The sequence below is a fragment of the Amycolatopsis sp. NPDC004079 genome (genome assembly GCF_040610415.1).
Lineage (GTDB): Bacteria > Actinomycetota > Actinomycetes > Mycobacteriales > Pseudonocardiaceae > Amycolatopsis > Amycolatopsis halotolerans.
Genome location: NZ_JBEXMH010000017.1, coordinates 131,087 through 156,844, shown reverse-complemented (window position 1 = coordinate 156,844; position 25,758 = coordinate 131,087). Strand labels below are relative to the sequence as shown.

The window sequence follows — 25,758 nt, the reverse complement described above, 5'->3', positions numbered from 1 at the left end:
CTTGTCAAGGCGGGAAAGATGCCTTGACAAGCACCCCCGAACCGCAGGGAGGCTTCGTATCGGGGTGCGGGGGAGGGGCTGGGTGCCTCGATCGTTGGGTGCATCGGCGGCGGTTGGGTGGGTGGTGCGCGCGGGTTGGGCGGCTGGTCGCATTGGGTTCGCGGCTGGAGGTAGCGCCCCAATGTGGCATTGGGTGCATGCGACGCAACCAACGCCACATTGGGTGCATCTGGCGCACCGAACGCCACATTGGGTGCGTGGGATGCACCGAACGCCACATTGGGGGCATCGCGGCGGCGGGCGGTCCGTGAAGGGCCCTTTGAGGGAATCTAAGTACGTGAAGGGGCCCCTCACGGCACATCGCTGGCTGTGAGGGGAACCCTGAGGGACTCAGAGTCCGTGAAGGGGCCCCTCACGGACCATCGCCTGGTGCGAAGGGCTTCTTGAGGTGAGCTGCGTATGTGAAAAAGCCCCATCGCTGACCGTCGGCGGTCCGTGAAGGGCCTCTTGAGGGAATCCGCGTTGGTGGGGGAGTCCGTCAGCGGCGCGCGTGGTCGTGAGGGGAACCCTGAGGGAATCAGAGTCCGTGAGGGTTCCCCTCACGGACTTCCGTGCGCAAGCAAGGTCCGAAGTGGACGTTACTCGGGCTTTTCCGCGTTCAGGCGGGCTGCTTCGCGGCGGACCTCGGCCTGGGTTTCGCGTTCGTGTTGCAGCCAGGTGGGGTTGTCGGACTTCAGGGCCTCGATTTGGTCCGTCGTCAGGGCCTCGGTGACGCCGCCTCGGGCCAGGCCGCCGATGGAGACTCCCAGTTTCGCCGCGACGACCGGGCGCGGGTGCGGGCCGTTGCGGCGGAGGTCGCGCAGCCATTCCGGCGGGTCCGTCTGCAGGGCGTTCAGCTCGTCGCGCGAGACGGCGCCCGCGCGGAACTCTGCGGGGGTGGCTTCGAGGTAGACGCCCAGCTTCTTCGCTGCCGTCGCCGGCTTCATGGTCTGGGGGGTCTTCTGCGCCGTCATGCCCACCAGCGTAACCGGCAGCCCCGCGCCGGTAGCCTTGCCACGTGACAGAAGCCGACCAGGCCTCGGCGTTCCGGCTCGCCTACGTTCCGGGTGCGACCCCCGCGAAGTGGGTCCGGATCTGGGGCGAACGCAATCCCGAAGTGCCGCTTGACCTGGTCGCGGTCACTGCCGCCGAGGCCGCGGGCGTGGTCCGCGAGGGGCGGGCGGACGCGGCGTTGCTGCGGTTGTCCGACGACCGCGAAGGACTGCACGCGATCCCGCTCTACACCGAGTCCACGGTGGTCATCGTTCCCAAGGATCACCTGGTCGCGGCGGCTGACGAGGTGTCCATTGCGGACCTCGCGGACGAGCTCGTGCTGCATCCGCTCGACGATTCGCTCGGTTGGGACGAGCTGCCCGGCAAGCCCGCGCTCGAGCGGCCGGAGACGACGGCGGACGCGATCGAGCTGGTGGCGGCGGGGGTCGGCGTGCTGCTGGTGCCGCAGTCGCTCGCTCGGCTGCACCATCGTCGTGACCTCACGTACCGGCCGGTCGACGACGCGGTGCAGTCGCGCGTCGCGTTGTCCTGGCCGGAGGGCGAGACCGGCGACCTGGTGGAACAGTTCATCGGCATCGTCCGCGGGCGCACGGTGAACAGCACCCGCGGGCAGCAGGAAACGCAGGCCAAGACGGGCAAGGCGGCACCGGCGAAGAAGAAGCCGCAGCAGCAGCGCGAACCGGCTCGTCGGCGGACTGCGCCCAAGCCCGGCGGGCGCGGCAAGCCTCGTCGGCGTCGTTAACGCTTTAGGGGAGAAGCTGTGGATCTCGGGTTGAAGGGCAAATGCGCGGTCGTCACGGGCGCTAACCGCGGGATTGGGCTGGCGGTCGCCGAGGTGCTCGCGGCGGAGGGAGCGGACCTCGCGCTCGTCGCCCGGGATCCGGAAACGCTTGCGGCGGCGGTGGAAAGCGTCGGCAGGCACGGCACGAAGGTCATCTCGGTGGTCGCCGACACCACCGACGACGCTGCGGTCGCGGCGATGGCGGAGCGGGTCTCGGCGGAGTTCGGCGCGGCGGACATCCTGGTCAACTGCGCGGCTCCGGCGTCGAGCGGGGTCCGGACGCCGCTCGACGACCTGCGCGACGACGACCTGCGCACCGAGATCGAGACCAAGGTGCTCGGCTACCTGCGGTGCGCCCGCGCGCTCGCGCCGGGGATGCGGGAGCGCGGCTGGGGCCGGATCGTGAACGTCAGCGGGCTCAACGCGCGGATCGCCGCCTCGACGTTCGGTTCGATCCGCAACGTCGCGGTCGCGGCGATGACCAAGAATCTCGCCGACGAGCTGGGGCCGCAGGGCATCACCGCGACGGTCGTGCATCCGGGCTACACGGTGACCGAGCGGACGCCGGAGAAGTTCGCCGAGATCGCCGCGATGCGGGGGATTTCGGTGGCGGAGCTGGAGAAAAGCCTCGCCGCCGGGGTGAGCATCGGGCGGTTGGTGACGGCGGCCGAGGTGGCGGACGTCGTGGCGTTCCTGGCGTCTCCGCGCAGCGTCGCGATCAACGGGGACGCCATCGCGGTCGGCGGCGGCGTCCCCGGGCAGATTTATTACTGAACAGCCTGGAGTTCCCGCGCCGGGTGGGGATAGCCGAGACGGCCCTTGGTCGCGGCGACCACGATCAGCGCGGCCGCGGCGAAGGCGGCGAACAGCAGGTGTTCGGCGATTTTCGGGTCCGCGCTGGGGAACAGCTCGCCCCATGCGACGGACAGGTAGTTGTTGATCCCGGCGTGCAGCAGCAGCGCGATCGGCAGGCTTTCGCCGCTGCGGTTGAACACCCAGGTCATCACGAAGCTGATCGCGATGGCGGTCGCGACGAACTCCAGCACCGACCAGACCGTCACGTTCGGCCAATGGCCCCATTCGGTGAAGAACAACGGCAGATGCCAGACGCCCCACAGCGGACCGAGGATCAGCGTGCCGCGCAACGGGCCGTGCTTCGGCTGCAAGTGCGGCAGGGCGAAATCGCGCCAGCCGGGTTCTTCGGCGAGGCCGGTGGTGATCACCTGAAGGACGAAACCCAATGCCCACACCAGGATCAGCGACGCGGCGGGGATCCGGAATGGTCCGGCGAAGGGCAGGCTGGAGAGCGTCAGCACGACCGGGACCGCGAGAAGGGCGAGTGCGTACCATCGCCAGTTCACTCGCCAGCGCAGCAATCGGCCGACCCACGCGCGCAGCCCCGGACGGCCTTCGGCGAGTGCGGTGACGAGGAATGCCGCGAAGATCGGGCCCAGGTAAGCGCCGGGGAGCATGCCGAGTATTTGCGTCGTGCCGAGCACTGGCGGGAATCCGAAGTGGACGATGCCGAGGCCGTTGTCCGAGAGCACGTAAGGGATCCACGCGAGCCAGCTGAGTGTGATGGCGAGGGTGAAGAAGGTGGTGACGGGGTGGCGTGCGACGAGGGCGCGTAGTGCGGTCATGGCGGGCGAGTCCTTTGTGGATGGTTCAGCGGCGGGAGCGGTAGTTCGCGATGAGTGCGATCCCCGCGGCGAGGGTGACGACGCCGAAAATGGTGCTCAGCAGGAGATTGACCCCGAGTGCTGAGGTGAGGGCGTTGGCTGCGGCGCTGAGTACCAGCACGCCCCACAGCAGTGGCCGGGTGCCTTGTCGGGCGGGTGTTTTCGTCATGCCGGGAACGCTACGAATCGGGGCTCGCCACGACGATCCCGTGAGCGGGAGGATCTAGGTACAGCAGGCTGTACTTTCGCGCCGCACCGCAGCGTCAGCGCGGATTTCTCGGCTAGGGTTCGGCGCGTGAGGCGCTAGGAGGTGCGATGGCAACCGCAGGGGAACCTCGGCCGCGTTCGTGGGCTGTGCGGGTCCGGGCTGCTCTCGACGCGTTGGAACACCTCGTCGGCGGGATCGGTACCTCGGTGCTGGCGTTGCTGGTACTGCTCGGCGTGGTCACGGTCGCGCTGCTGTGTCTCGTGGGCGTCGGCTTGTTGCTGGCGCGGCCGATGCTGAGCGTCGTGCACGCGGTCGCCGATCGGGAGCGGATCCGGCTCACCGCGATGAAGCCGGACGTCATCAGTCCCGGCCCAGGCCCCGAGCGGCTTGGCGCGGCGTTGCGCGACCGGACGGTGCAGCGCGAAGTGCTGTGGGTCGCGGTGCATGGCCTCGCGGGTCTCCTGCTCGGCTTCATCGCGCTGACGATCGTGCTCAACACCGCGCGAGACGGGCTTTTCCCGCTCTACTGGTACCTGCTCCCGCCGGACGACGCGACGGCCTCGCTCGGCTGGCCGGTGCACAGCCTGGCGGAGGCGCTTCCGGTGTCGCTGCTCGGCGTCGCATGGGCGTTCCTTTCGGTCGCGCTGCTGCCCGCGATGGCGCGGCTGCAGGCGCTGCCCGGCCGACGGCTGTTGCCAGCGGGTTCGGACGCGGACGTCACGCTGCGGATCGCCCACCTCACCGCGACCCGTGCCGCCGCGCTCGACGCGCATTCCACTGAGTTGCGCCGCATCGAGCGGGCGCTCCACGACGGCACGCAGAACCGACTGGTCGCGGTGAACGTCCTGGTCGGCGCGGCTCGCCGGGCAGCCGCCCGGGGTTCGGCGGACGTCGACGAAATCCTCGGCCGCGCGCAGGACGCCACCGAGACCGCGCTCGCCGAATTGCGCGCGGTGGTGCGCAGCATCCTGCCGCCTGTGCTGGCCGACCGGAGCCTCGCCGACGCGTTGACCGCGCTCGCCGCGGACTGCCCGGTGCCGTGCACGATCGACGCCGACCTGCCTGGCCGGTACGCCGTTTCGGTGGAGGCGTCGGTGTATTTCGTGGTCGCCGAGGCGCTCACGAACGTCGCCAAGCACAGCGGTGCCCGCAGCGTCGAGGTCGTGTTGCGTCGGCAGGACGACGTGCTGCACCTCCGCATTACCGACGACGGCCGCGGCGGCGCCGCGGAAACCGGCGGCTCGGGACTCGGCGGGATGCGCCGCCGGATCGAGGCGCTCGACGGAACTTTCGCGCTGGCGAGCCCCGCCGGCGGACCGACCACTCTGACTGTGAGCCTGCCATGCGGATTGTGATCGCCGAGGACGACCCGTTGCTGCGTGAAGGCCTCGCGCTGCTGTTGCGCGCGGAGGGCCTCGACGTCGTCGCGACCACGGACAACCCGGCCGATTTCCTTGCCGCGGTGGACAAATACGAGCCGGATACCGCGGTCGTGGACGTCCGGATGCCGCCGACGCACACCGACGAGGGCATCGTCGCGGCCGTCGAAGCCCGTCGCCGACGGCCGGGGCTCGCGGTGCTGGTGCTGTCGGCATATGTCGAGCAGGCCTTCGCGACCGACCTGCTGGGCGGCGGCAGCGCGCGGCTCGGGTATCTGCTGAAGGAACGCGTCGGCCGGGTTGACGAGTTCATGGAAGCGCTGAACCGGGTCGCCGACGGCGGAACGGCGATCGATCCGGAAGTGGTGGCGCAATTGCTGACCCGGACGCGCGCGGATTCCGGATTGGAACGGCTCAGTCCGCGGGAACGGGATGTGCTGGCGCTGATGGCGCAGGGTTTGGGAAACGGCGCGATCGCGGAACGGTTAGTGGTGACCGACGGCGCGGTGCACAAACACATCCGCAGCATTTTCGCGAAACTGGATTTGGCTCCGGACGACAGCGCGGATCGGCGGGTTACGGCGGTGCTGCGGTATTTGGACGAAGCACGCCGTTGATCTTTTGCGTAACGCTGGACGAATTTGTGAGTATCTGGCGATGCGCGGCATGGATCGACCGGCGGACGGCGAAATGGCCCGCATTCACCGGCAATCGGCGTCGCGCAGTTCACCCGGACGAGTGCAGTATCGAACGCGCGAACCGGTGACACCGAAGTGGCCGCATCGCGCCCTCCCGCCGGGATGCGGGCGCGCGCGAGTACCGCGCCGGAGAGCCGGTGCGGAGCTGGGGAACGGCGGTTACTTGCCGGAGCCCGCCTTCTTGGCCTCGTCCGTCCCGCCCTTGCCGCCGGCCGGAACGTCCTCTTCGGACCAGTCCAGCCCGGCCTCGGCGACCACGCCGTCGAAGATCGGGGTGGCCACGGCCTGCTCGCCGCTCATGATGCGCTCACCACGTCGATGATCGCGTCGGCCGCGATCCACTGCGGGTTCGCGTCTCTCGCCTGGCCGTCGACCTGGACCGGGACCCAGGTGACCGCCGTCGCGTCGTCGGTGACCGGGGCTCCGGTGACCACCCCGCGCCTGCACAGCTGCCGCCTGCCGGTGCGCTGGCCGACCAGGTAGGTGACCCGGTGACCGGTGGACAGTTCGGGCCGGTGCTGTTCGCCGTCCATGTGTTCCTCCCTGCACGCCACCCTTGTGGGCGACGCTCGCTTCATCGACGCGACTCGCTCCCCGCGTGCCGATGACGCATTCCCGGTCCATGATCTGGGTCACATCGAAGCAACTGCCGCTGTGAAAGCGACTGCTACATCGAGGCATCGCCGACCACTGACAGTCATCCCTCTATACCCAAAGTAACAGGTACAGCGCCGTATCCAGTATGTGACCCGGCGATACACTCGCGCGGATGACGTCCTCAGGCACTCCGTCCGACGGGCGGGCCACCCGGTGGGCAGGGCAGCGGGAACGCCGGCGCCGGGAATTCGTGGAAGCCGGGATGCGCGCGATCGCCCGATACGGGCCGGAGGTGTCCACCGAGCAGATCGCCGACGAGGCCGGTGTCGCTCGCACGCGCATTTACAAGCATTTCGCCGACACCGCGGATCTGCAGCGCGCTATCGCGTTGCGCGCGGCGGAAATGCTCGGCGCGCAATTCTCGCCGCTGTGGGGAGTTTCCGGAACCCCGCGCGACATGGTGCACGCGACGATCGGCGCGCATATCGAATGGCTTTCCGAACACCGCGAGCTTTACCAATATCTGATGCGCCAGTCGGTGACCGGGCCGCGCGACGTCGTCGCGGACGTCAAGACCGCGATCGCCCGGCAGCTGACCGTGCTGTTCGAGTACTACCTCGGCCTGTTCGGCGCGGACCAGCGGGTCGGCGAGACCATCGCCTACGGACTGGTCGGGCTGGTCGAATCCAGCACCGCGCACTGGCTCGAGGCCCCGCGCGGCATCGACCGCGACGATCTGCGCCAGCTGCTCGCCCGCTGGGTCTGGTCGATCCTCGACGACACCCTGCGCACGGTCGGCGTGGCGCTCAACCCGGATTCGCCGTTGTCCGAGCTGGATTTCCGCATCGTCGAACGCCCGTGAAGGGCCCCTTGAAGGAATCAGATTCCTTCAAGGGGCCCTTCACGGACAGTCAAGCGAGAAGCGTCAGGCCTTCCGGCCGACCCCGCCCGCGATGCACTCCTGGACCTGGTTCAGCGGCTGGTACCGCGGGCCGTCCGGCCACCAGTCCTCGCACAGGACCAGGCCCGGGTCGACCAGTTCGGTGCCGCCGAACATCCGCCCGATCTCGTCCCACGTGCGGAAGAGGCCGCTGCCCATCGGGCTGTGCGTGAACTTCTCCTCCATCCGCCGGGCGATCGCGCTGTGCGCCTCGGTCTTCGGGTCGAGGAAGTGCGCGACCACCACGAACGACCCGGACGGCAGCGCGTCGACGTAGGTCCGCATCATCTCCTCGTAGTCGTCGCCGAGGTAGTGGTGCAGGGTTCCGTTGTGCAGCAACGCGATCGGCTTCGTCCAGTCGAGGAACTCGCGCGCCGTCTCGTTCTGCAGGATCTGCTCGGGCTTGAAGATGTCCGCCTCGACGAACCGGGTGTTCTCGTTCTCTTCGAGCAGCGCGCGCCCGTGCGCGAGGACCACCGGGTCGTTGTCCACGTACAGCACGCGGGCGTCCGGGATGATCCGCTGCACGACCTGGTGCGTGTTCTCCGCGGTGGGCAGCCCGGAACCGCAGTCGAGGTATTGGGTGACCCTGCCCTGGGTGGCGAGGAACCGGCAGGCCCGGATGAGGAAGTTGCGGTTGGCCCAGGCGAGGTCGTTGACCTCCGGGGCCACCGTCCGCACCTGGTCGAGCACCCTGCGGTCGATCTCGTAGTTGTTCGTGCCGTTCAGCGCGGCGTCGTACACCCGGGCGATGCTCGCTCGCGTGATGTCGACCCCGACCGGATGCGAACTGGGCGATTCGACGGCCTCGGTCATTTCTGGCGTCACCTCGGATGTGTCGGGCGTCTCTTTGGCCTACTCACAGTAGCCCTCCGGCGCTGTCAAGCGACCGCCAGGAGGAGGACAACCGGAGTGGGTGACAGATTCTTGATTCATTCCAGAAAATCCGGCAGACTCCGGGGCATGCCGACGACCACGGACTTCGAGCAGCTGCTGCGCGGAGTGCAGTTGCGGATCACGCGCCCTCGGGTGGCCGTGCTCTCCGCGGTGCACGCCAACGCGCACGCGGACACCGAATCCGTCATCGGCATGGTGCGCGCGGATCTCGGCGAGGTTTCCCACCAGGCCGTCTACGACGTGCTGCGCGCACTGACCGAGGCGGGGCTGCTGCGGCGCATCCAGCCGCCCGGTTCGGTCGCGCGGTACGAGGCCCGGGTAGGGGACAACCACCACCACGTCGTGTGCCGTTCGTGCGGTGCCATCGAGGACGTCGACTGCGCGGTCGGCGAGGCTCCCTGCCTGACCGCTTCGCAGACGCACGGTTTCGTCGTCGAAGAAGCCGAGGTCGTCTACTGGGGGCGCTGCCCCGCTTGTTCCGCTGTGCCGAGTTCCTGAGCAAGACATGATTCCCGGAAGGATTTCTGTTGTCCGAATCGCTTGATTCCGTTGCCGACGACCGCACGGCGGGATGCCCGGTCACCGGCCGCATGGGGTACCCCTCCGAGGGTGCCGCGAACCGTGACTGGTGGCCGAACCAGCTCAACCTGAAGATCCTCCGGAAGCACGCCCCCGCGGCGGACCCGATGGGCGGGGATTTCGACTACGCCAAGGCGTTCAAGAGCCTCGACCTCGACGCGCTGACCCGCGACGTCGACGCGCTGCTCACCACGTCGCAGGAATTCTGGCCCGCCGACTTCGGCAACTACGGCCCGCTGTTCATCCGGATGGCCTGGCACAGCGCCGGCACCTACCGGATCGACGACGGCCGCGGCGGGGCGGGCGGCGGCCAGCAGCGGTTCGCGCCGCTGAACAGCTGGCCGGACAACGTCGGCCTCGACAAGGCGCGCCGGCTGCTGTGGCCGGTCAAGAAGAAGTACGGCAAGCAGATCTCGTGGGCCGACCTGATGGTCTTCGCGGGCAACCGCGCGCTCGAGACCATGGGCTTCAAGACCTTCGGCTTCGCCGGCGGCCGCGCCGACGTGTGGGAGCCGGACGAGGACATCTACTGGGGCCCGGAGCGCACCTGGCTCGGCGACGAGCGCTACAAGGGCGACCGCGAGCTGGACAACCCGCTCGCCGCGGTCCAGATGGGCCTCATCTACGTGAACCCGGAAGGCCCGAACGGCAACCCGGACCCGATCGCCTCGGCGCGCGACATCCGCGAGACGTTCGCCCGGATGGCGATGAACGACGAGGAGACCGTCGCCCTCATCGCCGGCGGCCACACCTTCGGCAAGACGCACGGCGCGGGCGACGCGGACGCGAACGTCGGCGCGGTGCCCGAGGCCGCCCCGATCGAGCAGATGGGCCTCGGCTGGAAGAACAGCTTCGGCAGCGGCAAGGGCCGCGACCAGATCGGCAGCGGGCTCGAGGTCACCTGGACCCCGACCCCGACGCGGTGGAGCAACTGGTTCTTCCACAACCTGTTCACCTACGAGTGGGAACTGACCAAGAGCCCCGCGGGCGCGCACCAGTGGAAGCCGAAGAACAACGCCGCGCAGGGCACCGTGCCGGACCCGGAGAGCGGTGAGCTCAACCGCGCGCCGAGCATGCTGACCTCGGACCTGGCGCTGCGTTTCGACCCGGTCTACGAGCCCATTTCGCGCCGGTTCTACGAGAACCCGGACCAGTTCGCGGACGCCTTCGCCCGCGCCTGGTACAAGCTCACCCACCGCGACATGGGCCCGATCCAGCGCTACCTCGGCCCGCTGGTGCCGCAGGAGGAGCTGATCTGGCAGGACCCGATTCCGGCCGTCGACCACGAGCTGGTCAACGACGCGGACGTCGCGGACCTGAAGGCGAAGCTGCTCGAGTCGGGCCTGTCGGTCGCGCAGCTGGTGTCCACCGCGTGGGCGTCGGCTTCGACCTACCGCCACAGCGACAAGCGCGGCGGCGCGAACGGCGCCCGCATCCGCCTCGAGCCGCAGCGCGGCTGGGAGGTCAACGAGCCCGACGAGCTGGCTCAGGTGCTTCGCACGCTCGAGGGCGTCCAGGAAGCGTTCAACAGCGCGCAGACCGGCGGCAAGAAGATCTCGCTCGCCGACCTGATCGTGCTGGCCGGCGCGGCTGGTGTCGAGAAGGCGGCGAAGGACGGCGGCGTCGACGTCACCGTTCCGTTCACGCCGGGCCGCGCCGACGCGACGCAGGAGCAGACCGACGCGGACTCGTTCGCGCCGCTCGAGCCGAAGGCCGACGGGTTCCGCAACTACCGCGGCAAGGCCAACCCGCTGCCGTCGGAGTACCTGCTGGTCGACAAGGCGAACCTGCTCAACCTGAGCGCGCCGGAGCTGACCGTGCTGGTCGGCGGCCTGCGCGTGCTGGGCGCGAACTACCAGAACTCGGCTGCCGGTGTGCTCACCGACCGGCCGGGCACGCTGACGAACGACTTCTTCGTCAACCTGCTCGACATGGGCGCCGAGTGGAAGCCGGCCGACGGCGAGGGCTCGCACGCGGAGTCCTTCGAGGCCCGCGATCTCGCCACCGGCGAGGTCAAGTGGACCGGCACCCGCAACGACCTGGTGTTCGGCTCGAACTCCGAACTGCGCGCCGTCGCCGAGGTTTACGGCAGCGACGACGCCAAGGAGAAGTTCGTCCGCGACTTCGTCGCCGCGTGGCACAAGGTCATGAACAACGACCGGTACGACCTGGTCTGAGTTTCCTGATCGGCTGATCGGAAAAGGGCTCCTTGCGGGAATTCCCGCAAGGAGCCCTTTTTCTTCGCCGTGCTTACCGCCGAGGGGTCAGCTCTGGACGAGCTTGCCCATCGCGTTGACCTCGTCGACGTCGCCGGTGCTGAAGAACGACCACGGCACGGTCACGAAACCGCTTGCGCCCCAGCCGGATCCCCAGCTGTTCTCGATCTTCACGCCCTGGTCGTTGTAGGCCACGATGGTCACCTCGTGCCCGCCGACGACCGGGTCGCTGCCCGAGTCGCCGGGCAGATACGAGTAGTCGCTCGCGGTCGAGGAGTCCAGGTTCATGAAGCTCTGGTGCACATTGAACCCGATCGCGACCGGCTCGCCCTGGGAAATGGCGTTCTCGATGTCGGACCGCGCCGCGTCGCCGCTCGTCGACAATTGCGTGTAGCCGGACAGCTTGTAGTGCGCCGCATTCGACTTTTCGTTCTGGTCGGGCTGAGTGGTGTAGTCGAAATCGCCCTGCCAGTAGTCGGATTTGGTGTCGATGCCCTGCTGCTGTTCCATCGGCAGCGCGACGCTCGCCCAGGTGCCCTGGTCGTTTCCTTGGGCGATCTGGGAGTAAATGAACATCGGGGCCATCGGACCGCCGGTGATGCCCTGCTCGTTCATCAGGACGCCGTAGCCGGTGTAGCCGGTGGCCCAGGTGACGCACGCGCCGACCTGGCCCTGGTCGCCGGGGGCGTTGGCGTACTGGGTGAGGTCGCCGCTGGAGGGCAGTTCGGCGGTGGCGCGCGGGTGCACGGGGAGCGCGGAGTTCGCGTGGGCGTGCATCCTGGCCTGCGCGGCCTTCAGCCCGGCGACGTTCAGCCCGAGGCCGTGCTTGAGGTGCTGCGGGTGGTGCTGGGCGGCGGCCGCGGTGGCAGGGGCCGCGCCCATCGCCGCGGCCAGACCGGCCGCGGCGAGCAGGGAAACGAGTGCGGACGTTTTTCTGATCTGCATCCTGGTACTCCTTTGGACATGCAGAAAAAGAAAGCGGAAAGGGTGGGGAGGTGGATCCGACCACTGCAAAGGTAGATCGGCGGAAATTTTCCGGGAACCTACGAAAGGAGGGACCGCATCAACTGCGGAAATAGAGAGGATCGATCAAGCGGACATTGCGCCCGTTAACGTCGCTATTCCGGCGTACTGGTCCATTATGGACTCTTGGGGAAACCGTTCGATTATGGTCTGAACCATTTAATCGGGAAGCGGGGTCGTGCGCGCGCCGTTGAGGAGGGCGTCGATCGCCCATCGGGAACGCGTGTCCGCGTTGCCGGAGAACAGGTTCTCGCTCGCCGCGACGATGTGCGGATGCGTTTCGGGCGAGAGGCCGCGGACGGTTTCGGCGAGCGCGTCGTGCCGCTGCTGCGAGTCCGGGCGGTCCTTGCGGGTGCTGTGCTCGACCGCGCTGGCGGTGGCGACGAGCAGCAGCAGGTCGACCGTCCACGCGGCGGGGCCGGACGGCACCCCGGCTTCGGCGAGGAGGCCGAGCACGGTGTCGACGATGGCGAGGTAGTTCGGCCCGTTCAACGGGCTCACGAGCGCGACGCGGGCGAGCCCGGGGTGGGCGTAGAGGACGTCGCGGTAGGTGGACACGACTGTCCACAAGCGACTCCGCCAGTCGGAGCCGGCGGTCGTGGCGGTGACTTCGCCGAGGAGTTCGTCGAGCACGGCGGCGTGGAGTTCGTCGGTGTCGCGGACGTAGACGTAGAGCGAGGCCGGTCCGGTGTCCAGTTCCTTCGCGAGCCGCCGCATGGTGACGCGCTCGGCCCCTTCGCGGCGCACGACGTCGAGAGCGGCCGCGATGATGCCCTCGCGGCTCAGCGCGGGCTTGGCGGGACGTTCCCGGCGGTTGTAGCCACTCGCGGTCATCCGCCCATGGTAGGCGCACGCCGCTTGAACGGTCTGGACCTTGGCCGGTCTACTCGGCGAGCACGCTGTCGAGGGTGGGCTGGACGTCGGTCCGCAGGACAGCGCCGAGATAGACGGCCGCGACTCGTTGCTGTTTGTCCACGATCAGCGAGATCGGCACCGCGGCCAGCGGCAGGCCGCGCAGTCGCAGGGCGACCCGGCCGGAGGGGTCGAAGATCGACTCGTAGCCGAGCCCGAGGTCCTTGACGAAGTCGGCGGCGTACTTCTGGTTGTCGCGGACGTTGAGGCCGAGCACCTGGATCCCGCGACCCCGCCCGGCGTCCGCGATGGTCTGCAAGGTGCGCGATTCGGCCCGGCACGGCCCGCACCAGGCGCCCCAGAGGTTCAGCAGGACGACTTTGCCGGAGTACTCGGCCAGCGAGATGTCCTTGCCGGGCTCGCGCAGGCTCGGGCCCTTGAGTTCGGCCACCTTTTTGCGCTGCGGCACGGGATAGTGGATGGTCGTCTGCCCACCCGGCGAGACGAATTCGAAGGTGTCCGACTGGCTGACCGCGTCCTTCCCGGTCGCGCACGCGGTGAGGGGCAGCAGTGTCAGCAGGAGGAAGAGGCGAGCGAAGCGCACGCGGCATCGTATCGCCGATACGCTCGGCGGCTTCCGACGCGGTTTTCTAGGCTGGACCCCGTGTGGGAGACAGCGAGGGACCGGCTCCGGGGCCGGCTGGCGGACGGCTTGGCCCAGTCGGGGCTCACGCTGCCCTGGTGGGTGCCGATGGGGACGACCGCCTTCACGGTGATCGGGCTGGTCGTGGCGGTGGGGCAGCGGGTCGGGCCCGCGCTGCCGGTCGCGCTCGCCGGGTTTCTGCTGGCCACGTCGTCGTCGCTGCTGTTCGCGTTCACCGGGCGGCTCGCGCCGTCGTGGCTGAAGGCGCTCGGGATGCTCGCCGGGATCGGGCTGCTGCTGGCGTATCCGGTGGTGCCGGACTTCGCGCCGATGCCGTTGGCCGTGCTCACCGGCGAACTGGGGTCGATCGCGACGGCGCGGGTCGCGTTCGCGGCGACCGGCGGGGCGGTCGCGCTGCTCGGGGCCGCCGCGTTGACGGTCGGGCTCGTCGGGTTCCCCGTGTACACGCTCGCGGTGGTGGTCGGGATGGCCGCCGGGTTCATGCTGCGCTGGTACGTGCGCGCGCTGGACGCCGAGCGCGGCAAGCAGGAGGCCGTGCGCGAACAGGCGCGGCTCGGCGAGCGGCAGCGGATCGCGCGCGAGGTGCACGACGTCGTCGCGCATTCGCTGAGCATCACGTTGCTGCACGTCACGGGCGCGCGGCACGGGCTGCGCACGGACCGCGACATCGACGAGGCCGTCGCGGCGCTCACCGAGGCGGAGCGGATCGGACGGGCGGCGATGGCCGATATCCGCCGCACGGTTGGATTGCTCTCGCAGGAGTCGGCGGGGACGCGGCCGTTGCCCGGTGCGGGCGACATCGCGGAGCTGGTGGCCGAAACGTGCGCGGCCGGGCTGGTCGCGGACTACGAACTGGAGGGCGACGTGACCGCGGTCGACAACACGGTGGGGCTGGGGCTCTACCGGATCGTCCAGGAGTCGCTGGCGAACGTGGTCAAACATGCCCCGGCGGAGAAGGCGTTGGTACGGCTGGAGATCGGCGCTGAGGATGCCCGGTTGACCGTCCGCAATGGACACAACGGCGCCGCGCGCAATGCGGGCGGTTCGGGGTTGGCGGGCATGACGGCGCGCGCGGGCCAGCTCGGCGCGCGGTTGGCTGCCGGGCCCGAGGACGGCGAGTGGGTAGTCGACGTGACGGTGCCGCTGGCGCGCGAGGTCGTGTCGTGACCGCGGCGTCGGAGGAAATACGGGTCTTGCTGGTTGACGACCAGGAATTGGTGCGGTCGGGCCTGCGGTTGATCCTGCGCCGCCGCGACGGGTTCGCGGTGGTGGGGGAGTGCGCGGACGGCGACGAGGTCCCGGCCGCGCTCGAAGCGGCCGGCGGGGTCGACCGGGTCGACGCAGTGGTGATGGACCTGCGGATGAAGCGCGTCGACGGCATCGAGGCGACGCGGCGGCTGCGCGCGTCCGGCCCGCGCCCGCCGGTGCTCGCGCTGACCACGTTCGACGACGACGAGCTGCTCGCCGGAGTGCTGCGCGCGGGTGCCGTCGGGTACGTCTTGAAGGATTCTTCGGCGGAGGACCTGATCCGCGCGGTGCGAGCCGTCGCGATGGGCGAGGCGTGGCTGGATCCGGCGGTCACCGGACGCGTGCTCACGACCTATCGCCAGGCGGCTGCCGAGCGCCCGGCGGTCCCGTCCGGGTTGTTGACGCCGCGTGAACTGGATGTGCTGACTGCGGTGGCCCGGGGGCTGACGGACGCGGAAATCGCCGGAACGCTGGGGATTTCCGCGAGTACGGTCGAGGCGCATTTCGAGCGGGTGTGCGCGAAACTCCGCCTCCGCGACCGGGCGGCGGGCATCGTCTACGCCTTCGACCACGGCCTGGTCACCCCCGGCGCGGCCCCGGCTCCGGCCGGTCCGGACTCGCTGCGGTTCAGCGTCCTCGGGCCGTTGCAAGCCTGGCGGGGACCGAACCTGCTGGACCTGGGCCCGGTGCGGCAGCAGGCGCTGCTGGCGGCGCTGGTCCTGCGACCCGGCGAGACGGTCAGCCCCGGGGAACTGCTCGACGGCGTGTGGGGGCTGGAACCGCCGGGCACCGGTGGCCGGGTGGTGCCGGTGTACGTGCATCGACTGCGGAAATGCTTGCGTGCGGTCGGCGAGAGGACGGAAGACTCAGTCATCGGCAGCGATCGCGGCGGATACCGCTTCGCTCGAGAGCGAGTGCGGCTGGACGTCACCGAGCTGACCGACCGGATCTCGGAAGCCACGACCGCCACCCACGGCGGCGATCCGTCGGCCGCTGTCGATGCTTACGCCGGTGCGCTGGCCCTGTTCCACGGCGAGCCGTTGGCCGGGTTGCCGGGCCCGTTCGTCGAGGGGGAGCGCCTGCGGCTGACTGAGCGGCGGTTGACGTTGGTGCAGGAGAAAGCGTTGCTGCAGTTGAAGCTGGGGCGGACTGACGAGGTGGTGCACGAGCTGTCGGCGCTGCTGGCGGTGCATCCGCATCGGGAGCCGTTGGCGGTGCTGCTGATGCGGGCGCTCCACGGCGGTGGCCGCCGGGCGGACGCGCTGGCGGTGCATCGGCGGATGCGGGAGCGGCTGCGGACGGATTTGGATGTCGAACCGGGGGCGGAGCTGGACCGGGAGCTGCGGACGGTGCTCAGCTCGGATCGGGGTCCCTCGTGAGTGAACACGGGACCCTGCACCATGTCGAGTTGTGGGTGCCGGACCTCGGCCGCGCGGTGGCGTCGCTGGGCTGGCTGCTGGAGGAGCTCGGATATCGACAGTTCCAGGACTGGGCGGCCGGCCGCAGCTGGCGGCTTGGCCCGACGTATCTCGTGGTCGAGCAATCCCCGGCGCTGACTGCGGACAGGCACGACCGCTGCCGTCCGGGGCTGAACCACCTCGCTTTTCACGTCGAGGACGCCGCGACGGTCGAGCGGCTGGCCGCCGACGGCGCCCGGCACGGGTGGCAGCTGATGTTTCCGGAGAAACATCCCCATGCGGGCGGCGCGGAGCACTATGCCGCGTACTTGCAGAACGACGACGGCTTCGAGGTCGAACTCGTCAGCTCTGCTGGGCAGTGCTGACCGGAGTGCGCGGGCGGTTCTGGCCCGGGTACTGCGAATCCGCCGAGTCCAGAGCAGAGTCCGAGTCCGAGTCCGAGGAATCCGAGTACTGCGAGTCTGACGAACTGGAGTACTGCGAAGACGACGGATAACTCGACGAAGTCTGCGAAGAATCCGAAGAGCTGGAACTCTCCCCGGAACCGCTCTTCGAAGCCTCGCTCAGCTTCGTCATCAGCTGTGTAGCCGCCTCCAGCCCCTGGGTCACCGAGGTGATCAGCTGCAGCAAATTGTCCGAATCCGACAGCAGAACCCCGAGCTTCTGCGCGATCTGCCCGCCGTACTGGGTAGCGATCGCCACCGCCTGCGGGATCGCCGCCGCGATGCTCGCGCCGAACGTCGCCTGAGCGGCGGCGAAAGCCTGCGTCATCAGCTGGATAATCTGTCCGACGGCCTCCGAAATAAGCCCGCCGACCTCCTGCTGCGCCTTCGCGACGACCTTCCCCGCGCCGGTAGCCGCCTTGGCCATCGCGATGCCCGCCTGGCCGACCGCCTCGACGCAGTCCGCGTGCTGCGAGCTGTTGTCGCGGTAGCTGGAAGCCGAAGAACCGCTCCACCCTGACGTTTCCGGGCCTGCGGACTGCCGGTAATCGTCCGCGACGGACGACACCTGCTGGCCGCCGCCTTCCATGCCCTGCGAGTGCGACGACACCGAATCCGGGTTTCCCTGCAACTGTTTCAGCGGCTCCTCCAGGAACCGCACCAGTTCGGTGATCATGCCGAACCCGGCCGACGTCAGCGCGGCGAGCGGGTCCTGCGACGCGCCGAGCAGGTCGAGCGCGGTCGTGGCGCCGCCGAGTCCGGCGGACACCCAGTCGTGGTTTTCGACCGCCTGCGTGGTGGTTTTCAGGTCGGTCAGCAGCTGGCTGGAGTCGGTCACGGGAGGTCCTTCCCCGGCAGCGCGGCCGCGTTGCCCTGGTCGCGGCGTTCGTAGCTTTCCGCCGCCTGAGTCAGGTTCCCGCTCACTTTGTCCACAGTGGACGATGCGTGCGAGACGGCGTCGTTGGTCTTGCCGACCGCCGACTGCAGGCCCGCGGTGAGGAACTGCACGAAGACGCCGAGCGCCTGGTCGCCGAGTCCGGACGGGGCGCTGCGGGCGACATTGCCGAGCCGGTCGGCCAGGTCGCCGACGGTGGCCGCGTGCCGGCGCAACTGCGCGGGGTCGACCTCGAAACCGGCGGTCACGAGATGATCCCCGGGTTCGCGAAGTAGTCGTCTTCCTGGCGCGGGGCGGCGGGGGCGGCCTCGACCGGCAGGTTGTCGCGGACCAGCTGGAGTGCGGGGCCGGCGCCGACGTAGTCGGTCATGATGTCCACGACCTGGGCGCCGGCTTGGCGGTGCGCGTCGTGGACGGTCGCGAGGATGAGCCGGGCGAGCGCGTCGGCTTCCAGCGCGCGGGCGGCGGGGCTCAGCCGCAGGTCGGTCAGCGCGCCGCTCGGGCCCACCTCGACCTCGACCTCGCCGCGCGGAGAAGCGGCCCGGCCGCCGACGCGGCTGAGGTTCGCGCTCGCGGCCTCGGCGTTGGCCTGCATCCGGGACAGGTTTTTCTGGTAGTCGGCGAGCCAGGCCGCCGAGTCTTGGATCGGCACGGAAGGTCCTCCGGTCGGTTTCGGTGCGGTCATCGCGGCCGCCGCGCGGCGGTGGCCAGCTCGCCGAGGGCGAAGCGCAGGTCGGCCTGACGCAGCGAGTTCACGCTGAGCCAGCCGTCGCGCGCGGGGTTGATCCGGACGCGGCCGCGCGGACCGTCCATCCAGGACAGTTCGCGGCCCTCCCGGGTGCGCCCGTCGCGGGTCGCGCCGAGCTGGCCGCGGCCGGTCAGCGGGACGACCAGGCCGACGAGGCTGTCCAGCGCCGCCGGGTCGCCGCCGCTGTCGCGGACGAGGTCGCGCAAGCGGTGGGCGCGGGAGGTGTCGTCCTCGTCGTCGGTGAGCGCCATCGCCTCCTTCACCGCGTGCGCGGGCAGCGTGACCGGCATCGTGCGGGCTGCCTCCACCTTCGGGATTTCCGCGAGCACGGCGTCCACCAGCGCCGTTTCGTCCACCCGGCGCACCGACAGCGTGTCGGCCTCGAGCCGCTGACGGCAGATCAGCGCCGAGGACCGGTAGACGAGTGCGGTGACGGCGGTCGCCCCCTCGGCGTCCGCCACCACCAAATCAACGATGCCGCGACATTCGCGCAGTGCGGTCACGGCTTCCGCGGCGAGGCCGTCCGGCCCGGAGTCGTCCGCGAGCCCGCGTGCCTGCAGCGCCTGCCCGGCAGTGGCGAACAGGATCTCGCGCTCGCCGTCGATCCGCCCGTAAGACGGTACCTGCAACGGAAACGGCCAGCTCGCCCCGGCGTGCGCGGCCAGCAGGTCGGCCTCGACGAGTCCGATGTGGACGGTCTCGTCGCCGACCCGGGGCAGTGCGGCGGTCATTCGGCTTGCCGTTCGAGCCGCTGGAACGCTTGCTGCACGCCGGATTCGTTCTCCTGATAGCGCCGGATGCCTGCCTGCAGCGCCTCGTGGAACCCGGTCAGTTCGGTGTCCGCCGCGCCCAGCTCGCCGGTCAGCCCGGCGTGCCCGGCGGCCTCGCGCAGCCGCTGGGCCAGGTGCAGCGCGGGCGGCGCGGTGCCCAGCTGCGGGAGCCGGTCGGCGAGCCGTCCCGCCGAACCGACGAGTTCCCCGGTCTGCTCGCCGAGTCTGCCCAGCGCGGCGACCTGGCGGTCCAGCGCGTTCGGGGCGACCTCGTGGCCGGTCATCGGGTGCTCCTGTCTTTCTTGCCGATCACAGCCCGATCACCGGGCTGATGGTCTTGTCCTCGGGGTGCAGGAGCGGCTGGTCGAGCACCGGCATCTTGTTCTTGTGCTCCTCTTCCTCCTCCTGCGAGGCGCCCGCGCCGCGGCCGGGCATCATGCCGTTGCCGCTGGCCGCGCGAGCGGCGGCCATCTCCGCCATCGCGGCGTTGCGGGCGAGCATCGCGCCCTCCATGCCGAGCGCGGAGCGAATTCCGGCCGACAGGCCCGATTCGACCGGGGCCGCGGTGGTCAGCGCTCCCCACGGCATGCCGCTGCCCGCGCCCGATCCGGCTCCGCCGAGCGGACCGGCGTAGCTCGACGCGCTGGTCGAGTCGTCCGCGCCGTAGGAATCCGCGGTCGTGGACCCGGCGGGCGGCGGATTGATCGCGTGCGAACTCTTGTGCAGGCTGGCTTCGTAGCGCTGCATCACGTGCACCGCTTCGGCTTTCTGCTCCGCCGCGGCGACATTCGAGGCGAACAGGCTCGCCCCGCCGCCCGCGACCGCACCGATCGCCGCGCCCATCAACGCGCCCGGACCGGCGCCGATGCCGCCCGCCCCGGCTCCGAGGATCCCGCCGATGACCGCGCCCGCACCCGCTCCGGCCGCCGCGGCGGCGACTGCGCCCCCAGTCGGGTCGCCTGGCGGCTTCGGCATGGTGTTGCGCGCGACGGCGAGCGAATCGCCCGCGTTCTGGGCCGCGCCGCCGACGGTCCCGGCGCGGTCGCCGATCCCGGACGCGCGGTCGCCGAGCGAACCCAGCCGCCCGGACGCGCGTTCGGCGGCCTGTCCGCTCCAGTTCTCGTGCAGCGTCCCCCGCTGCGATTTGAGCGAATCGGCGTGCGTGCGCATTTCCGAACCGTGCCGCTGCCATTCCGCGGCGACCGTGCTGACGTCGCCGACGTCGGCCTTCTCCCACAGCATCTGGTACAGCTGCTGGTGCGTGTAAGCGTTCCAGTTGGTGCTGCCCGGCGGGACCGGGGCCCCGAAGTAGCCCTCCCACACGTTGCGCAGCGCCGACACCACCGGCCGGGCCAGGTCGCCGACCGGCCCCGCCTTGTCGAGTCCCGCGAGCGCCGAGCCCGCCAGGTTCTCCACCCCGGCCGACGCGGCGTCGACCACCGATCCGGATTCTCCGGTCATACCCCCGCCTTCGCCTTTGCCCGGCAGGCTTCCGCCGGGCACTCGCGCACGGTAAGGGGCGGCGATGAAATCACGATGAAAGCTGTGCTCACCGGGGCGGGACGAGGTCTCCGCTCTCGATCCGGTCCGCGGTGCGGGCGAGCCACGCGGCGTCGTGGCGGAGCCGGGAAACCAGGAAATGCACCTCGATCATCTGCATTTCCGGCAAATCGGCATTATCGAGCGTCGCGGAAAGCTCGCGGTGCTGTTCTCGGACCCGTTCGGCCCGGTCTCGCAGCAGGGTGACCGCGTGCGCCGGCGGAAGCGCGCCGAGATAGGCCAGCGCGATCAGGAACCGGGAATCGAGGTTCGGGTCGGCGTCGCGGAGTTGCCGTTCGATCCGCTCGCGGAAATCGGCGAGACCGTCTTCGGTCAGCCGCACCGGCCGCGGGTCGCCGTCGCCGTCCGGCGCGACGAGTCCGTGCCGGGTCAGCGTGCCGACCAGCGTGTAGACGGTCGACGTCTTCGGGTTCAGGAACGGGTAACGCGTGCGGAGTTCGCGCAGGAGCGCGTACTGGTGGCGCGGGGTTTCCACGAGCAGGCCGAGCATCGGCAGCACTAGCGGGTTGTCGAGAGCGTTCGTCGGCACCGGACCAGGGTAGCGCACGCTAGTCGTATACGAGTACGGTTGTTCGTATACGACTATGGAGAGGGATGGTCATGATCACCTTTGGCGTGTGGCCCGGCGTCGTCAGCACCGATCTGGTGCGGCTGGAAACGTTCATCGACGCGCCGCCGGAGGACGTCGAACGGACGGCGGAAGCGTTGCGGGACCTGGCGAAAGGCACGGAACGGTTCTACGTGCGGTGCTATCGCCACTACCGGGGCCCGCACGAGCCGACGCCGCCGGACGCGGCGTCGTACCTCGGCGACGGGCGAGTGGTGGACTACGTGCTCGGCTACGGCAGTCCGGAGGTCGATCCGGACGGGTTCGCCGACGCGGTGCGCGCGGCGGTTCGCGAGGTTGCCGAGTCGGGCGGCGGGAAATTGCAGGTCTGCGAGGAGGTCAACGTGGCCGCGCCGCTGGACGGCGGCAGTCCTGGCTGTTACGAGGCGCTCGGCGCCGGGCTCGCGGCGGCGGTGGACGAGCGGGCGCGGCTCGGGGCCGACGTGCTGATCGGGTTCAACGCCGCGGTCGCGCTGCCCGGCGATCCGTTCTGGGAAGCAGTGCGCTCGGCGGTAGACCCAGAAGTGCTGAATCGCATTGATTTCCTCGGCTTGGACTTCTTTCCGGATGTCTTCCGGCCAGTGCCCGCCGACGCATTGGCCGGAGCGGTGGCCCATGTCGTGCGGTCGTTTCGCGAATCCGCGTCGGAGATCGGGGTCCCGGCGACGGTGCCGATGCACATCACCGAGACCGGTTGGCCGACGGGTCCGGAGAATTCGGAGGAAAAACAGGTCCAGGTGATGGAATCCGTCGCGCGCACGGTGTTCGGACTGGCAGCTGAGGCGGGCGTGGACACCTACGAGATTTTCGGGCTGCGGGACGGGTTGTCGAGCGGCCCTCGGGAGAATCGGTTCGGATTGCTGCGGGACGATTATTCCCCGAAACCGGTGTACGAGACGGTGAAGCGGCTGATCGCCGAACATTCTTCGTGAACGAGAGTTCCGCGCAAGATGGACGTTCCGCCGCGTGCCGGATTCTTTTAGTTCCATCTGGCCCCTGGTCACGGAGAAGGCGAGGCCCGATTCTGTATCGGTCATAGATCACCAGTGCCCTCAGGGAGATACCGTGCGCAGAACTAAGTTGGTGGCAGGCGCGTTGGGTGCCTGCGCACTGGTCGTGGGCGTGGCGCCGGCGGCAAGCAGCCAGCTCGGCCAGCAGTCGCCGGACACCGCCCGGCAGCCGGCCGGTGCGGCTTACCGCGACGGCGACTCCGCCTCCGCCACGCTGAAGGACGCCAAGGGCAACGAGGTCGGCTCCGCGTGGTTCACCGCCGACAGCCGGGCGAAGGCCGTCTGGGTCGAGGTGTACCTCACCGGTCATTTCGCGCCCGGTTTCCACGGCATGCACGTCCACGAAAAGGGAAACTGCACCGTCGGCGACCCGAAAAACCCGTTCACCGCGGCGGGCGGCCACCTGATGCCGATGGACCACCACACCGGACTGCCCATCGGCCAGCTTCCTTCGGTGCTCGTGCGGTCGAACGGCCGCGGGTACACGAAGTTCGTGCTCGACACCTTCACCTTGGACCAGCTGTTCGGTCCTGACGGGACCTCGATCATCGTGCACTCGAAGTCCGACAATTTCGCGAACATCCCCGCCGACCGCTACGCCGTCCGGGGCGACCCGAGCGCACCGGTTCCGGACGAGAAAACCAAGGCGACCGGCGACGCGGGCTCCCGGTACGCCTGCGGCGTCATCAACCGCGACCAGAACTGACCCCCAAGTCCTTTGTGGACTCAGGCTGAGCGTGGTCCGTGAAGGACTCCTTGGGGGAATCTGATTCCCTCAAGGAGTCCTTCACGGACCGGTAGCCGGAGGCGCGGGGGCGGCGGCTACTACGATCGCCGCATGTCGTGCGCAGGTCTTCGATGAGTAGTCAGCCGGTCACGCTCTCGCGGCCCGTGCGGTTCTTCGGTTTCGCGTCCGCGGCGAGCCTGCGCTGGACCGGCTTCGGCGGGGTGCTGCTGCTGGCCGCCGCGGTGTACGCCGGGGCCGCCGGGATGTCCGGGGTGCTGCCGTTCGCGGGCGGCATCGCCGGGGTCGGCCTGGTCGTGCTCGCGTGGGCGCTGCTCGGCGGGCGCGTGCTCGCCTCGGACACCCCCGACGCCGGTTGGCTGAAGCGGACGCTCGCGTTGTGGTGCGGGCCGTTGCTCGTCGTGCCGCCGCTGTTCAGCGGCGACGTCTTCAGCTATCTCGCGCAGGGCGCGGTGGCCGCGCACGGCTTCGACCTCAACGTCGTCGGTCCGCAGCAGGCGCTGGGATCGGCGTCGGACATCGTCGGCCGGGTCAGCGTTTACTGGCGCGAGACGCCGTCGCCGTACGGTCCGTTGTTCGGTGCGGTGGAGCGGGTCATCGCGCAGGTGTCCGGCGGGAATCCGATCGTCGGCGTCGCGCTGCACCGGCTCGTCGAGGTGGCCGGGCTCGTGCTGATCGCGTGGGCAGTGCCGCGGCTGGCGGCTGCGGCGGGCGCGTCGCCGCGGGTCGCGTTGTGGCTGGGCGTGCTGAACCCGCTGGTTCTGTGGCACGTGGTCGCCGGGATGCACAACGACGCCCTCATGATCGGTCTGATGGTCGCGGGCGTGGCGGTCGCGCTGGAAGCGGTGGGCGACCGGATCCGCTGGTGGCCGCTCGCCGGCGGCGTGCTGCTCATCGCGCTCGGCGCCGAGGTGAAGGTGCCCGCGCTGGTCGCGTTGGCCGTGGTCGGGACGGCGCTCGCCCGGCGCCGCGGCCGGATCGGCGAGTTCCTGCTCGCCGGTGCGGGGATGGTGGTCGTCTTCGTGGCGGTGTCCGCGGCGGTTTCGCTGGCGACCGGGATCGGCTTCAGTTGGGTGTCGGCGCTGACGACCTCGGGAGCGGTCAACAGCTGGATGGCGCCCACGAACTGGTTCGGCTTCCTCGTCGGCGGCGTCGGCTCGCTGTTCGGCGCGCACATCACGCAGACGATGATCGGCGTCGGCAAAATCATCGGGTACGTGCTCACCGCGGCCGGGATCGTCGTGGTGCTGCGGCGTCAGTGGACCGGCCGGATCGACGCGGTCCGCTCGCTCGGGCTGATGCTGGGCGTGGTCGTGATTTTCGGGCCGGCCGTGCAGCCGTGGTACCTGCTGTGGGCGGCGATTCCGCTCGCCGCTTCGTTGCCTGCCGGGCGCGTGCGCTCCGTCGTGATCACGCTCGTCGCGGTGTTCTCTCTCGTGCTTCCGCCGGTGGGCGGCAATTTCAGCGGACGCGTCGGGTTGCTGGTGCTCGCGTACGTGATCGGGCTCGCGGTGGTGGTCGCGGCGTTCTTCGGGCTGCGGAAGCTGTCCACAGTGGACTAGTGCTTGGCCAGCCAGACCTGTTCGCCGGTCCGGTCCGCCGCGGGGATGCGTCATGGTGACGCCGGTCGGCGTAACGGCGCGGGAGCTGTTTCTGGAACACGGCTACGCGGCCACTGCGCTGACGCAGGTCGCGCGCCAGGCCGGGGTAGCGCCGAGGACCGTGTACGTCCGCTTCGGCACCAAGGCGGCGTCGTTCCGGCGGGGCATCGATGAAGCGCTCGTCGGCGACGCGGAGCCGGAGATCGCCGAGGCGGCACAGTCGGGGCGACGCGGAACGGCGCGACTGTGCCGGGAATTCTGGTCCCGCGCGAGGCGTGATGGCCTTTTTGCGTCCACTATGGACATTGAACAACTCGCGAGCACCACGGACGCCTTGCTGTGCGCGGACACGATGGTGCACCTGCGTCGCGTCCATGACTGGGTCGCGGCGGAATACGGACGCTGGCTGCGAACGGCGCTGGTTGCTCTGGGCGGGACGTCCGGATAGGTTGCGATCATGGACATCGATGTGCTCGTGTTCGACGTGCTCGGCACACTCGTCGACGAACCGGCCGGAATCCGGGCGGGGATCCGGAAATTCGCGCCGTCGCTCGCTGACGCCGAGGTCGAACAGCTGCTTTCGGTGTGGCAGAAGCATGTTGAGCGGGAGCAGGGCCGGATCGTCGCCGGAGAACGGCCGTACGCCGCGAGCGACGTCATCGACCGGGAAGCCGCGCAGGCCGTCGCGGACGCAGTCGGCACCGGGGACGCGGCCGAACTGGCGCTCGCGGCTCGCCAGCTCCCGCCGTGGCCGGACACGGTGGCCGGGCTCGCCCGCCTTGCCGAACGATTCCCACTGGTCGGGCTTTCCAACGCCAGCCGCACCGTGCTGCTCGACCTGTGTGCGAACGCCGGATTGCGCTGGCACACCGTGCTGTCCGCCGAGGACGCCCGCACCTACAAGCCCGCTCCGGACGTCTACCGGCTCGCCATCGACGTCGCCGGACGCGCGCCGGAGCGGCTGCTGATGGTCGCCGCGCACGCCTGGGACCTGCGCGGGGCGCAGGAAGCGGGATTCCGCACCGCGTACGTCGGGCGCCCAGTCGGCGACCCGCCCGCTCCCGCCGACAAGTTCGACCTGCGGGCAGACGGACTCGCGGACCTCGCTGACCAGCTCGGTCGCGACTGAGTCTCGGACCAGGCATGA

Annotated in this window: 31 protein-coding genes; 15 read left to right on the top strand and 16 right to left on the bottom strand. The window is 69.7% G+C overall.

What is annotated here, in order from left to right; all coding sequences use genetic code 11:
- Positions 1-638: 638 nt before the first annotated feature.
- Positions 639-1,013, bottom strand: coding sequence for a DUF5997 family protein (locus ABZX37_RS19965; protein ID WP_344266748.1), 375 nt, complete (start codon positions 1,011-1,013; stop codon positions 639-641).
- A gap of 44 nt (positions 1,014-1,057) precedes the next feature.
- Between ABZX37_RS19965 and ABZX37_RS19960 the strand changes: the two genes are divergently transcribed.
- The gene (locus ABZX37_RS19960) at positions 1,058-1,795 is read left to right on the top strand and encodes a LysR family substrate-binding domain-containing protein (protein ID WP_354741464.1); all 738 of its coding nucleotides are present in this window, start codon (positions 1,058-1,060) and stop codon (positions 1,793-1,795) included.
- Positions 1,796-1,813: 18 nt separating this feature from the next.
- Positions 1,814-2,608 carry an SDR family oxidoreductase gene (locus ABZX37_RS19955; RefSeq protein ID WP_354741462.1) on the top strand — a complete coding sequence of 265 codons (795 nt, stop codon included), beginning with the start codon at positions 1,814-1,816 and terminating at the stop codon, positions 2,606-2,608.
- Here the strand turns inward: ABZX37_RS19955 and ABZX37_RS19950 are convergent.
- Together ABZX37_RS19950 and ABZX37_RS19945 are read right to left on the bottom strand one after the other, a co-directional pair.
- Positions 2,602-3,474 carry a type II CAAX endopeptidase family protein gene (locus tag ABZX37_RS19950; RefSeq protein ID WP_354741460.1) on the bottom strand — a complete coding sequence of 291 codons (873 nt, stop codon included), beginning with the start codon at positions 3,472-3,474 and terminating at the stop codon, positions 2,602-2,604. The genes ABZX37_RS19955 and ABZX37_RS19950 overlap by 7 nt on opposite strands.
- Before the next feature lie 25 nt (positions 3,475-3,499).
- Positions 3,500-3,682 carry a hypothetical protein gene (locus ABZX37_RS19945; protein WP_354741458.1) on the bottom strand — a complete coding sequence of 61 codons (183 nt, stop codon included), beginning with the start codon at positions 3,680-3,682 and terminating at the stop codon, positions 3,500-3,502.
- Between the two features lie 146 nt (positions 3,683-3,828).
- On the opposite strand from ABZX37_RS19945, the gene ABZX37_RS19940 reads away from it, so the two are divergent.
- Positions 3,829-5,076 (top strand): sensor domain-containing protein, encoded by a 1,248-nt coding sequence (locus tag ABZX37_RS19940; RefSeq protein WP_354741456.1) that lies wholly within the window; start codon positions 3,829-3,831, stop codon positions 5,074-5,076.
- Entirely contained in the window at positions 5,064-5,717 is a 654-nt protein-coding gene (locus ABZX37_RS19935; RefSeq protein ID WP_354741454.1) for a response regulator transcription factor, read from the top strand. The genes ABZX37_RS19940 and ABZX37_RS19935 overlap by 13 nt, the downstream gene beginning before the upstream one ends.
- 240 nt (positions 5,718-5,957) lie before the next feature.
- Here ABZX37_RS19935 and ABZX37_RS19930 read toward each other — a convergent pair whose 3' ends face one another.
- Positions 5,958-6,098 (bottom strand): hypothetical protein, encoded by a 141-nt coding sequence (locus tag ABZX37_RS19930; RefSeq protein WP_344266769.1) that lies wholly within the window; start codon positions 6,096-6,098, stop codon positions 5,958-5,960.
- Positions 6,095-6,331 carry a hypothetical protein gene (locus tag ABZX37_RS19925; RefSeq protein WP_344266772.1) on the bottom strand — a complete coding sequence of 79 codons (237 nt, stop codon included), beginning with the start codon at positions 6,329-6,331 and terminating at the stop codon, positions 6,095-6,097. Before ABZX37_RS19925 ends, ABZX37_RS19930 begins: the two co-directional genes overlap by 4 nt.
- Positions 6,332-6,567: 236 nt before the next feature.
- On the opposite strand from ABZX37_RS19925, the gene ABZX37_RS19920 reads away from it, so the two are divergent.
- Entirely contained in the window at positions 6,568-7,257 is a 690-nt protein-coding gene (locus ABZX37_RS19920; protein ID WP_354741452.1) for a TetR/AcrR family transcriptional regulator, read from the top strand.
- Positions 7,258-7,320: 63 nt separating this feature from the next.
- Here ABZX37_RS19920 and ABZX37_RS19915 read toward each other — a convergent pair whose 3' ends face one another.
- Positions 7,321-8,151 (bottom strand): SAM-dependent methyltransferase, encoded by an 831-nt coding sequence (locus tag ABZX37_RS19915; protein ID WP_354741450.1) that lies wholly within the window; start codon positions 8,149-8,151, stop codon positions 7,321-7,323.
- Positions 8,152-8,298: 147 nt separating this feature from the next.
- On the opposite strand from ABZX37_RS19915, the gene ABZX37_RS19910 reads away from it, so the two are divergent.
- Both ABZX37_RS19910 and katG read left to right on the top strand, forming a co-directional pair.
- On the top strand, positions 8,299-8,730 hold the full coding sequence (locus tag ABZX37_RS19910; RefSeq protein WP_354741448.1) for a Fur family transcriptional regulator: 432 nt from the start codon (positions 8,299-8,301) through the stop codon (positions 8,728-8,730).
- A 29-nt stretch (positions 8,731-8,759) separates the two neighbouring features.
- A complete protein-coding gene (gene katG / locus ABZX37_RS19905) occupies positions 8,760-10,988 on the top strand; it encodes a catalase/peroxidase HPI (RefSeq protein ID WP_354741446.1) in 2,229 nt (742 codons plus the stop codon).
- A gap of 87 nt (positions 10,989-11,075) precedes the next feature.
- On the opposite strand, the gene ABZX37_RS19900 is transcribed toward katG, so the two are convergent.
- From ABZX37_RS19900 to ABZX37_RS19890, 3 genes are all read right to left on the bottom strand, one after another.
- Positions 11,076-11,972, bottom strand: coding sequence for a C1 family peptidase (locus ABZX37_RS19900; RefSeq protein ID WP_354741444.1), 897 nt, complete (start codon positions 11,970-11,972; stop codon positions 11,076-11,078).
- A 237-nt stretch (positions 11,973-12,209) separates the two neighbouring features.
- The gene (locus ABZX37_RS19895; RefSeq protein WP_354741442.1) at positions 12,210-12,884 is read right to left on the bottom strand and encodes a TetR/AcrR family transcriptional regulator; all 675 of its coding nucleotides are present in this window, start codon (positions 12,882-12,884) and stop codon (positions 12,210-12,212) included.
- 49 nt (positions 12,885-12,933) lie between these two features.
- Positions 12,934-13,506 carry a TlpA disulfide reductase family protein gene (locus tag ABZX37_RS19890; RefSeq protein ID WP_354741440.1) on the bottom strand — a complete coding sequence of 191 codons (573 nt, stop codon included), beginning with the start codon at positions 13,504-13,506 and terminating at the stop codon, positions 12,934-12,936.
- Between the two features lie 60 nt (positions 13,507-13,566).
- On the opposite strand from ABZX37_RS19890, the gene ABZX37_RS19885 reads away from it, so the two are divergent.
- Genes ABZX37_RS19885 through ABZX37_RS19875 form a run of 3 tightly spaced genes read left to right on the top strand, consistent with a single transcriptional unit; the run spans position 13,567 to position 16,597 of the window.
- A complete protein-coding gene (locus tag ABZX37_RS19885) occupies positions 13,567-14,733 on the top strand; it encodes a histidine kinase (RefSeq protein WP_354741438.1) in 1,167 nt (388 codons plus the stop codon).
- Positions 14,730-16,193 (top strand): BTAD domain-containing putative transcriptional regulator, encoded by a 1,464-nt coding sequence (locus ABZX37_RS19880; protein ID WP_354741436.1) that lies wholly within the window; start codon positions 14,730-14,732, stop codon positions 16,191-16,193. The genes ABZX37_RS19885 and ABZX37_RS19880 overlap by 4 nt, the downstream gene beginning before the upstream one ends.
- A complete protein-coding gene (locus ABZX37_RS19875; RefSeq protein WP_354741434.1) occupies positions 16,190-16,597 on the top strand; it encodes a VOC family protein in 408 nt (135 codons plus the stop codon). The genes ABZX37_RS19880 and ABZX37_RS19875 overlap by 4 nt, the downstream gene beginning before the upstream one ends.
- On the opposite strand, the gene ABZX37_RS19870 is transcribed toward ABZX37_RS19875, so the two are convergent.
- The 7 genes from ABZX37_RS19870 to ABZX37_RS19840 form a co-directional block, all read right to left on the bottom strand.
- Positions 16,575-17,513 carry a hypothetical protein gene (locus ABZX37_RS19870; protein ID WP_354741432.1) on the bottom strand — a complete coding sequence of 313 codons (939 nt, stop codon included), beginning with the start codon at positions 17,511-17,513 and terminating at the stop codon, positions 16,575-16,577. The two genes, ABZX37_RS19875 and ABZX37_RS19870, sit on opposite strands and share 23 nt — an antisense overlap.
- Complete coding sequence (locus tag ABZX37_RS19865) at positions 17,510-17,818, bottom strand: type VII secretion target (protein WP_354741430.1); 309 nt, start codon at positions 17,816-17,818, stop codon at positions 17,510-17,512. The genes ABZX37_RS19870 and ABZX37_RS19865 overlap by 4 nt, the downstream gene beginning before the upstream one ends.
- A complete protein-coding gene (locus ABZX37_RS19860) occupies positions 17,815-18,222 on the bottom strand; it encodes a YbaB/EbfC family nucleoid-associated protein (RefSeq protein WP_354741428.1) in 408 nt (135 codons plus the stop codon). Before ABZX37_RS19860 ends, ABZX37_RS19865 begins: the two co-directional genes overlap by 4 nt.
- A 29-nt stretch (positions 18,223-18,251) precedes the next feature.
- Positions 18,252-19,049, bottom strand: a complete 798-nt coding sequence (locus tag ABZX37_RS19855) for an ESX secretion-associated protein EspG (protein ID WP_354741426.1) — start codon at positions 19,047-19,049, stop codon at positions 18,252-18,254.
- Positions 19,046-19,372 carry a hypothetical protein gene (locus ABZX37_RS19850; protein ID WP_354741424.1) on the bottom strand — a complete coding sequence of 109 codons (327 nt, stop codon included), beginning with the start codon at positions 19,370-19,372 and terminating at the stop codon, positions 19,046-19,048. The genes ABZX37_RS19855 and ABZX37_RS19850 overlap by 4 nt, the downstream gene beginning before the upstream one ends.
- Positions 19,373-19,397: 25 nt before the next feature.
- Complete coding sequence (locus ABZX37_RS19845; protein ID WP_354741423.1) at positions 19,398-20,549, bottom strand: hypothetical protein; 1,152 nt, start codon at positions 20,547-20,549, stop codon at positions 19,398-19,400.
- 88 nt (positions 20,550-20,637) lie between these two features.
- A complete protein-coding gene (locus ABZX37_RS19840; RefSeq protein ID WP_354741421.1) occupies positions 20,638-21,177 on the bottom strand; it encodes a hypothetical protein in 540 nt (179 codons plus the stop codon).
- A 71-nt stretch (positions 21,178-21,248) separates the two neighbouring features.
- Between ABZX37_RS19840 and ABZX37_RS19835 the strand changes: the two genes are divergently transcribed.
- From ABZX37_RS19835 to ABZX37_RS19815, 5 genes are all read left to right on the top strand, one after another.
- Positions 21,249-22,187, top strand: coding sequence for a hypothetical protein (locus ABZX37_RS19835; RefSeq protein ID WP_354741419.1), 939 nt, complete (start codon positions 21,249-21,251; stop codon positions 22,185-22,187).
- Positions 22,188-22,320: 133 nt separating this feature from the next.
- A complete protein-coding gene (locus tag ABZX37_RS19830) occupies positions 22,321-22,971 on the top strand; it encodes a superoxide dismutase family protein (RefSeq protein WP_354741417.1) in 651 nt (216 codons plus the stop codon).
- A 152-nt stretch (positions 22,972-23,123) separates the two neighbouring features.
- The gene (gene mptB, locus ABZX37_RS19825) at positions 23,124-24,572 is read left to right on the top strand and encodes a polyprenol phosphomannose-dependent alpha 1,6 mannosyltransferase MptB (RefSeq protein ID WP_354741415.1); all 1,449 of its coding nucleotides are present in this window, start codon (positions 23,124-23,126) and stop codon (positions 24,570-24,572) included.
- 52 nt (positions 24,573-24,624) lie between these two features.
- Positions 24,625-25,059: a helix-turn-helix domain-containing protein gene (locus ABZX37_RS19820; protein ID WP_354741413.1), complete on the top strand. Its 435-nt coding sequence runs from the start codon at positions 24,625-24,627 to the stop codon at positions 25,057-25,059.
- Positions 25,060-25,068: 9 nt separating this feature from the next.
- Positions 25,069-25,740, top strand: a complete 672-nt coding sequence (locus ABZX37_RS19815; protein ID WP_354741411.1) for a haloacid dehalogenase type II — start codon at positions 25,069-25,071, stop codon at positions 25,738-25,740.
- The last annotated feature ends 18 nt before the right edge of the window (positions 25,741-25,758 follow it).

Coding starts and splice junctions, on each gene's coding strand:
- ABZX37_RS19930 (WP_344266769.1), bottom strand. CDS start 6,098: ATGAGCGGCGAGCAGGCCGTGGCCACCCCGATCTTCGACGGCGTGGTC.
- ABZX37_RS19895 (WP_354741442.1), bottom strand. CDS start 12,884: ATGACCGCGAGTGGCTACAACCGCCGGGAACGTCCCGCCAAGCCCGCG.
- ABZX37_RS19845 (WP_354741423.1), bottom strand. CDS start 20,549: ATGACCGGAGAATCCGGATCGGTGGTCGACGCCGCGTCGGCCGGGGTG.
- ABZX37_RS19965 (WP_344266748.1), bottom strand. CDS start 1,013: ATGACGGCGCAGAAGACCCCCCAGACCATGAAGCCGGCGACGGCAGCG.
- ABZX37_RS19920 (WP_354741452.1), top strand. CDS start 6,568: ATGACGTCCTCAGGCACTCCGTCCGACGGGCGGGCCACCCGGTGGGCA.
- ABZX37_RS19815 (WP_354741411.1), top strand. CDS start 25,069: ATGGACATCGATGTGCTCGTGTTCGACGTGCTCGGCACACTCGTCGAC.
- ABZX37_RS19935 (WP_354741454.1), top strand. CDS start 5,064: ATGCGGATTGTGATCGCCGAGGACGACCCGTTGCTGCGTGAAGGCCTC.
- ABZX37_RS19855 (WP_354741426.1), bottom strand. CDS start 19,049: ATGACCGCCGCACTGCCCCGGGTCGGCGACGAGACCGTCCACATCGGA.
- ABZX37_RS19910 (WP_354741448.1), top strand. CDS start 8,299: ATGCCGACGACCACGGACTTCGAGCAGCTGCTGCGCGGAGTGCAGTTG.
- ABZX37_RS19940 (WP_354741456.1), top strand. CDS start 3,829: ATGGCAACCGCAGGGGAACCTCGGCCGCGTTCGTGGGCTGTGCGGGTC.
- ABZX37_RS19820 (WP_354741413.1), top strand. CDS start 24,625: ATGGTGACGCCGGTCGGCGTAACGGCGCGGGAGCTGTTTCTGGAACAC.
- ABZX37_RS19925 (WP_344266772.1), bottom strand. CDS start 6,331: ATGGACGGCGAACAGCACCGGCCCGAACTGTCCACCGGTCACCGGGTC.
- ABZX37_RS19950 (WP_354741460.1), bottom strand. CDS start 3,474: ATGACCGCACTACGCGCCCTCGTCGCACGCCACCCCGTCACCACCTTC.
- ABZX37_RS19945 (WP_354741458.1), bottom strand. CDS start 3,682: ATGACGAAAACACCCGCCCGACAAGGCACCCGGCCACTGCTGTGGGGC.
- mptB (WP_354741415.1), top strand. CDS start 23,124: ATGAGTAGTCAGCCGGTCACGCTCTCGCGGCCCGTGCGGTTCTTCGGT.
- ABZX37_RS19915 (WP_354741450.1), bottom strand. CDS start 8,151: ATGACCGAGGCCGTCGAATCGCCCAGTTCGCATCCGGTCGGGGTCGAC.
- ABZX37_RS19900 (WP_354741444.1), bottom strand. CDS start 11,972: ATGCAGATCAGAAAAACGTCCGCACTCGTTTCCCTGCTCGCCGCGGCC.
- ABZX37_RS19850 (WP_354741424.1), bottom strand. CDS start 19,372: ATGACCGGCCACGAGGTCGCCCCGAACGCGCTGGACCGCCAGGTCGCC.
- ABZX37_RS19835 (WP_354741419.1), top strand. CDS start 21,249: ATGATCACCTTTGGCGTGTGGCCCGGCGTCGTCAGCACCGATCTGGTG.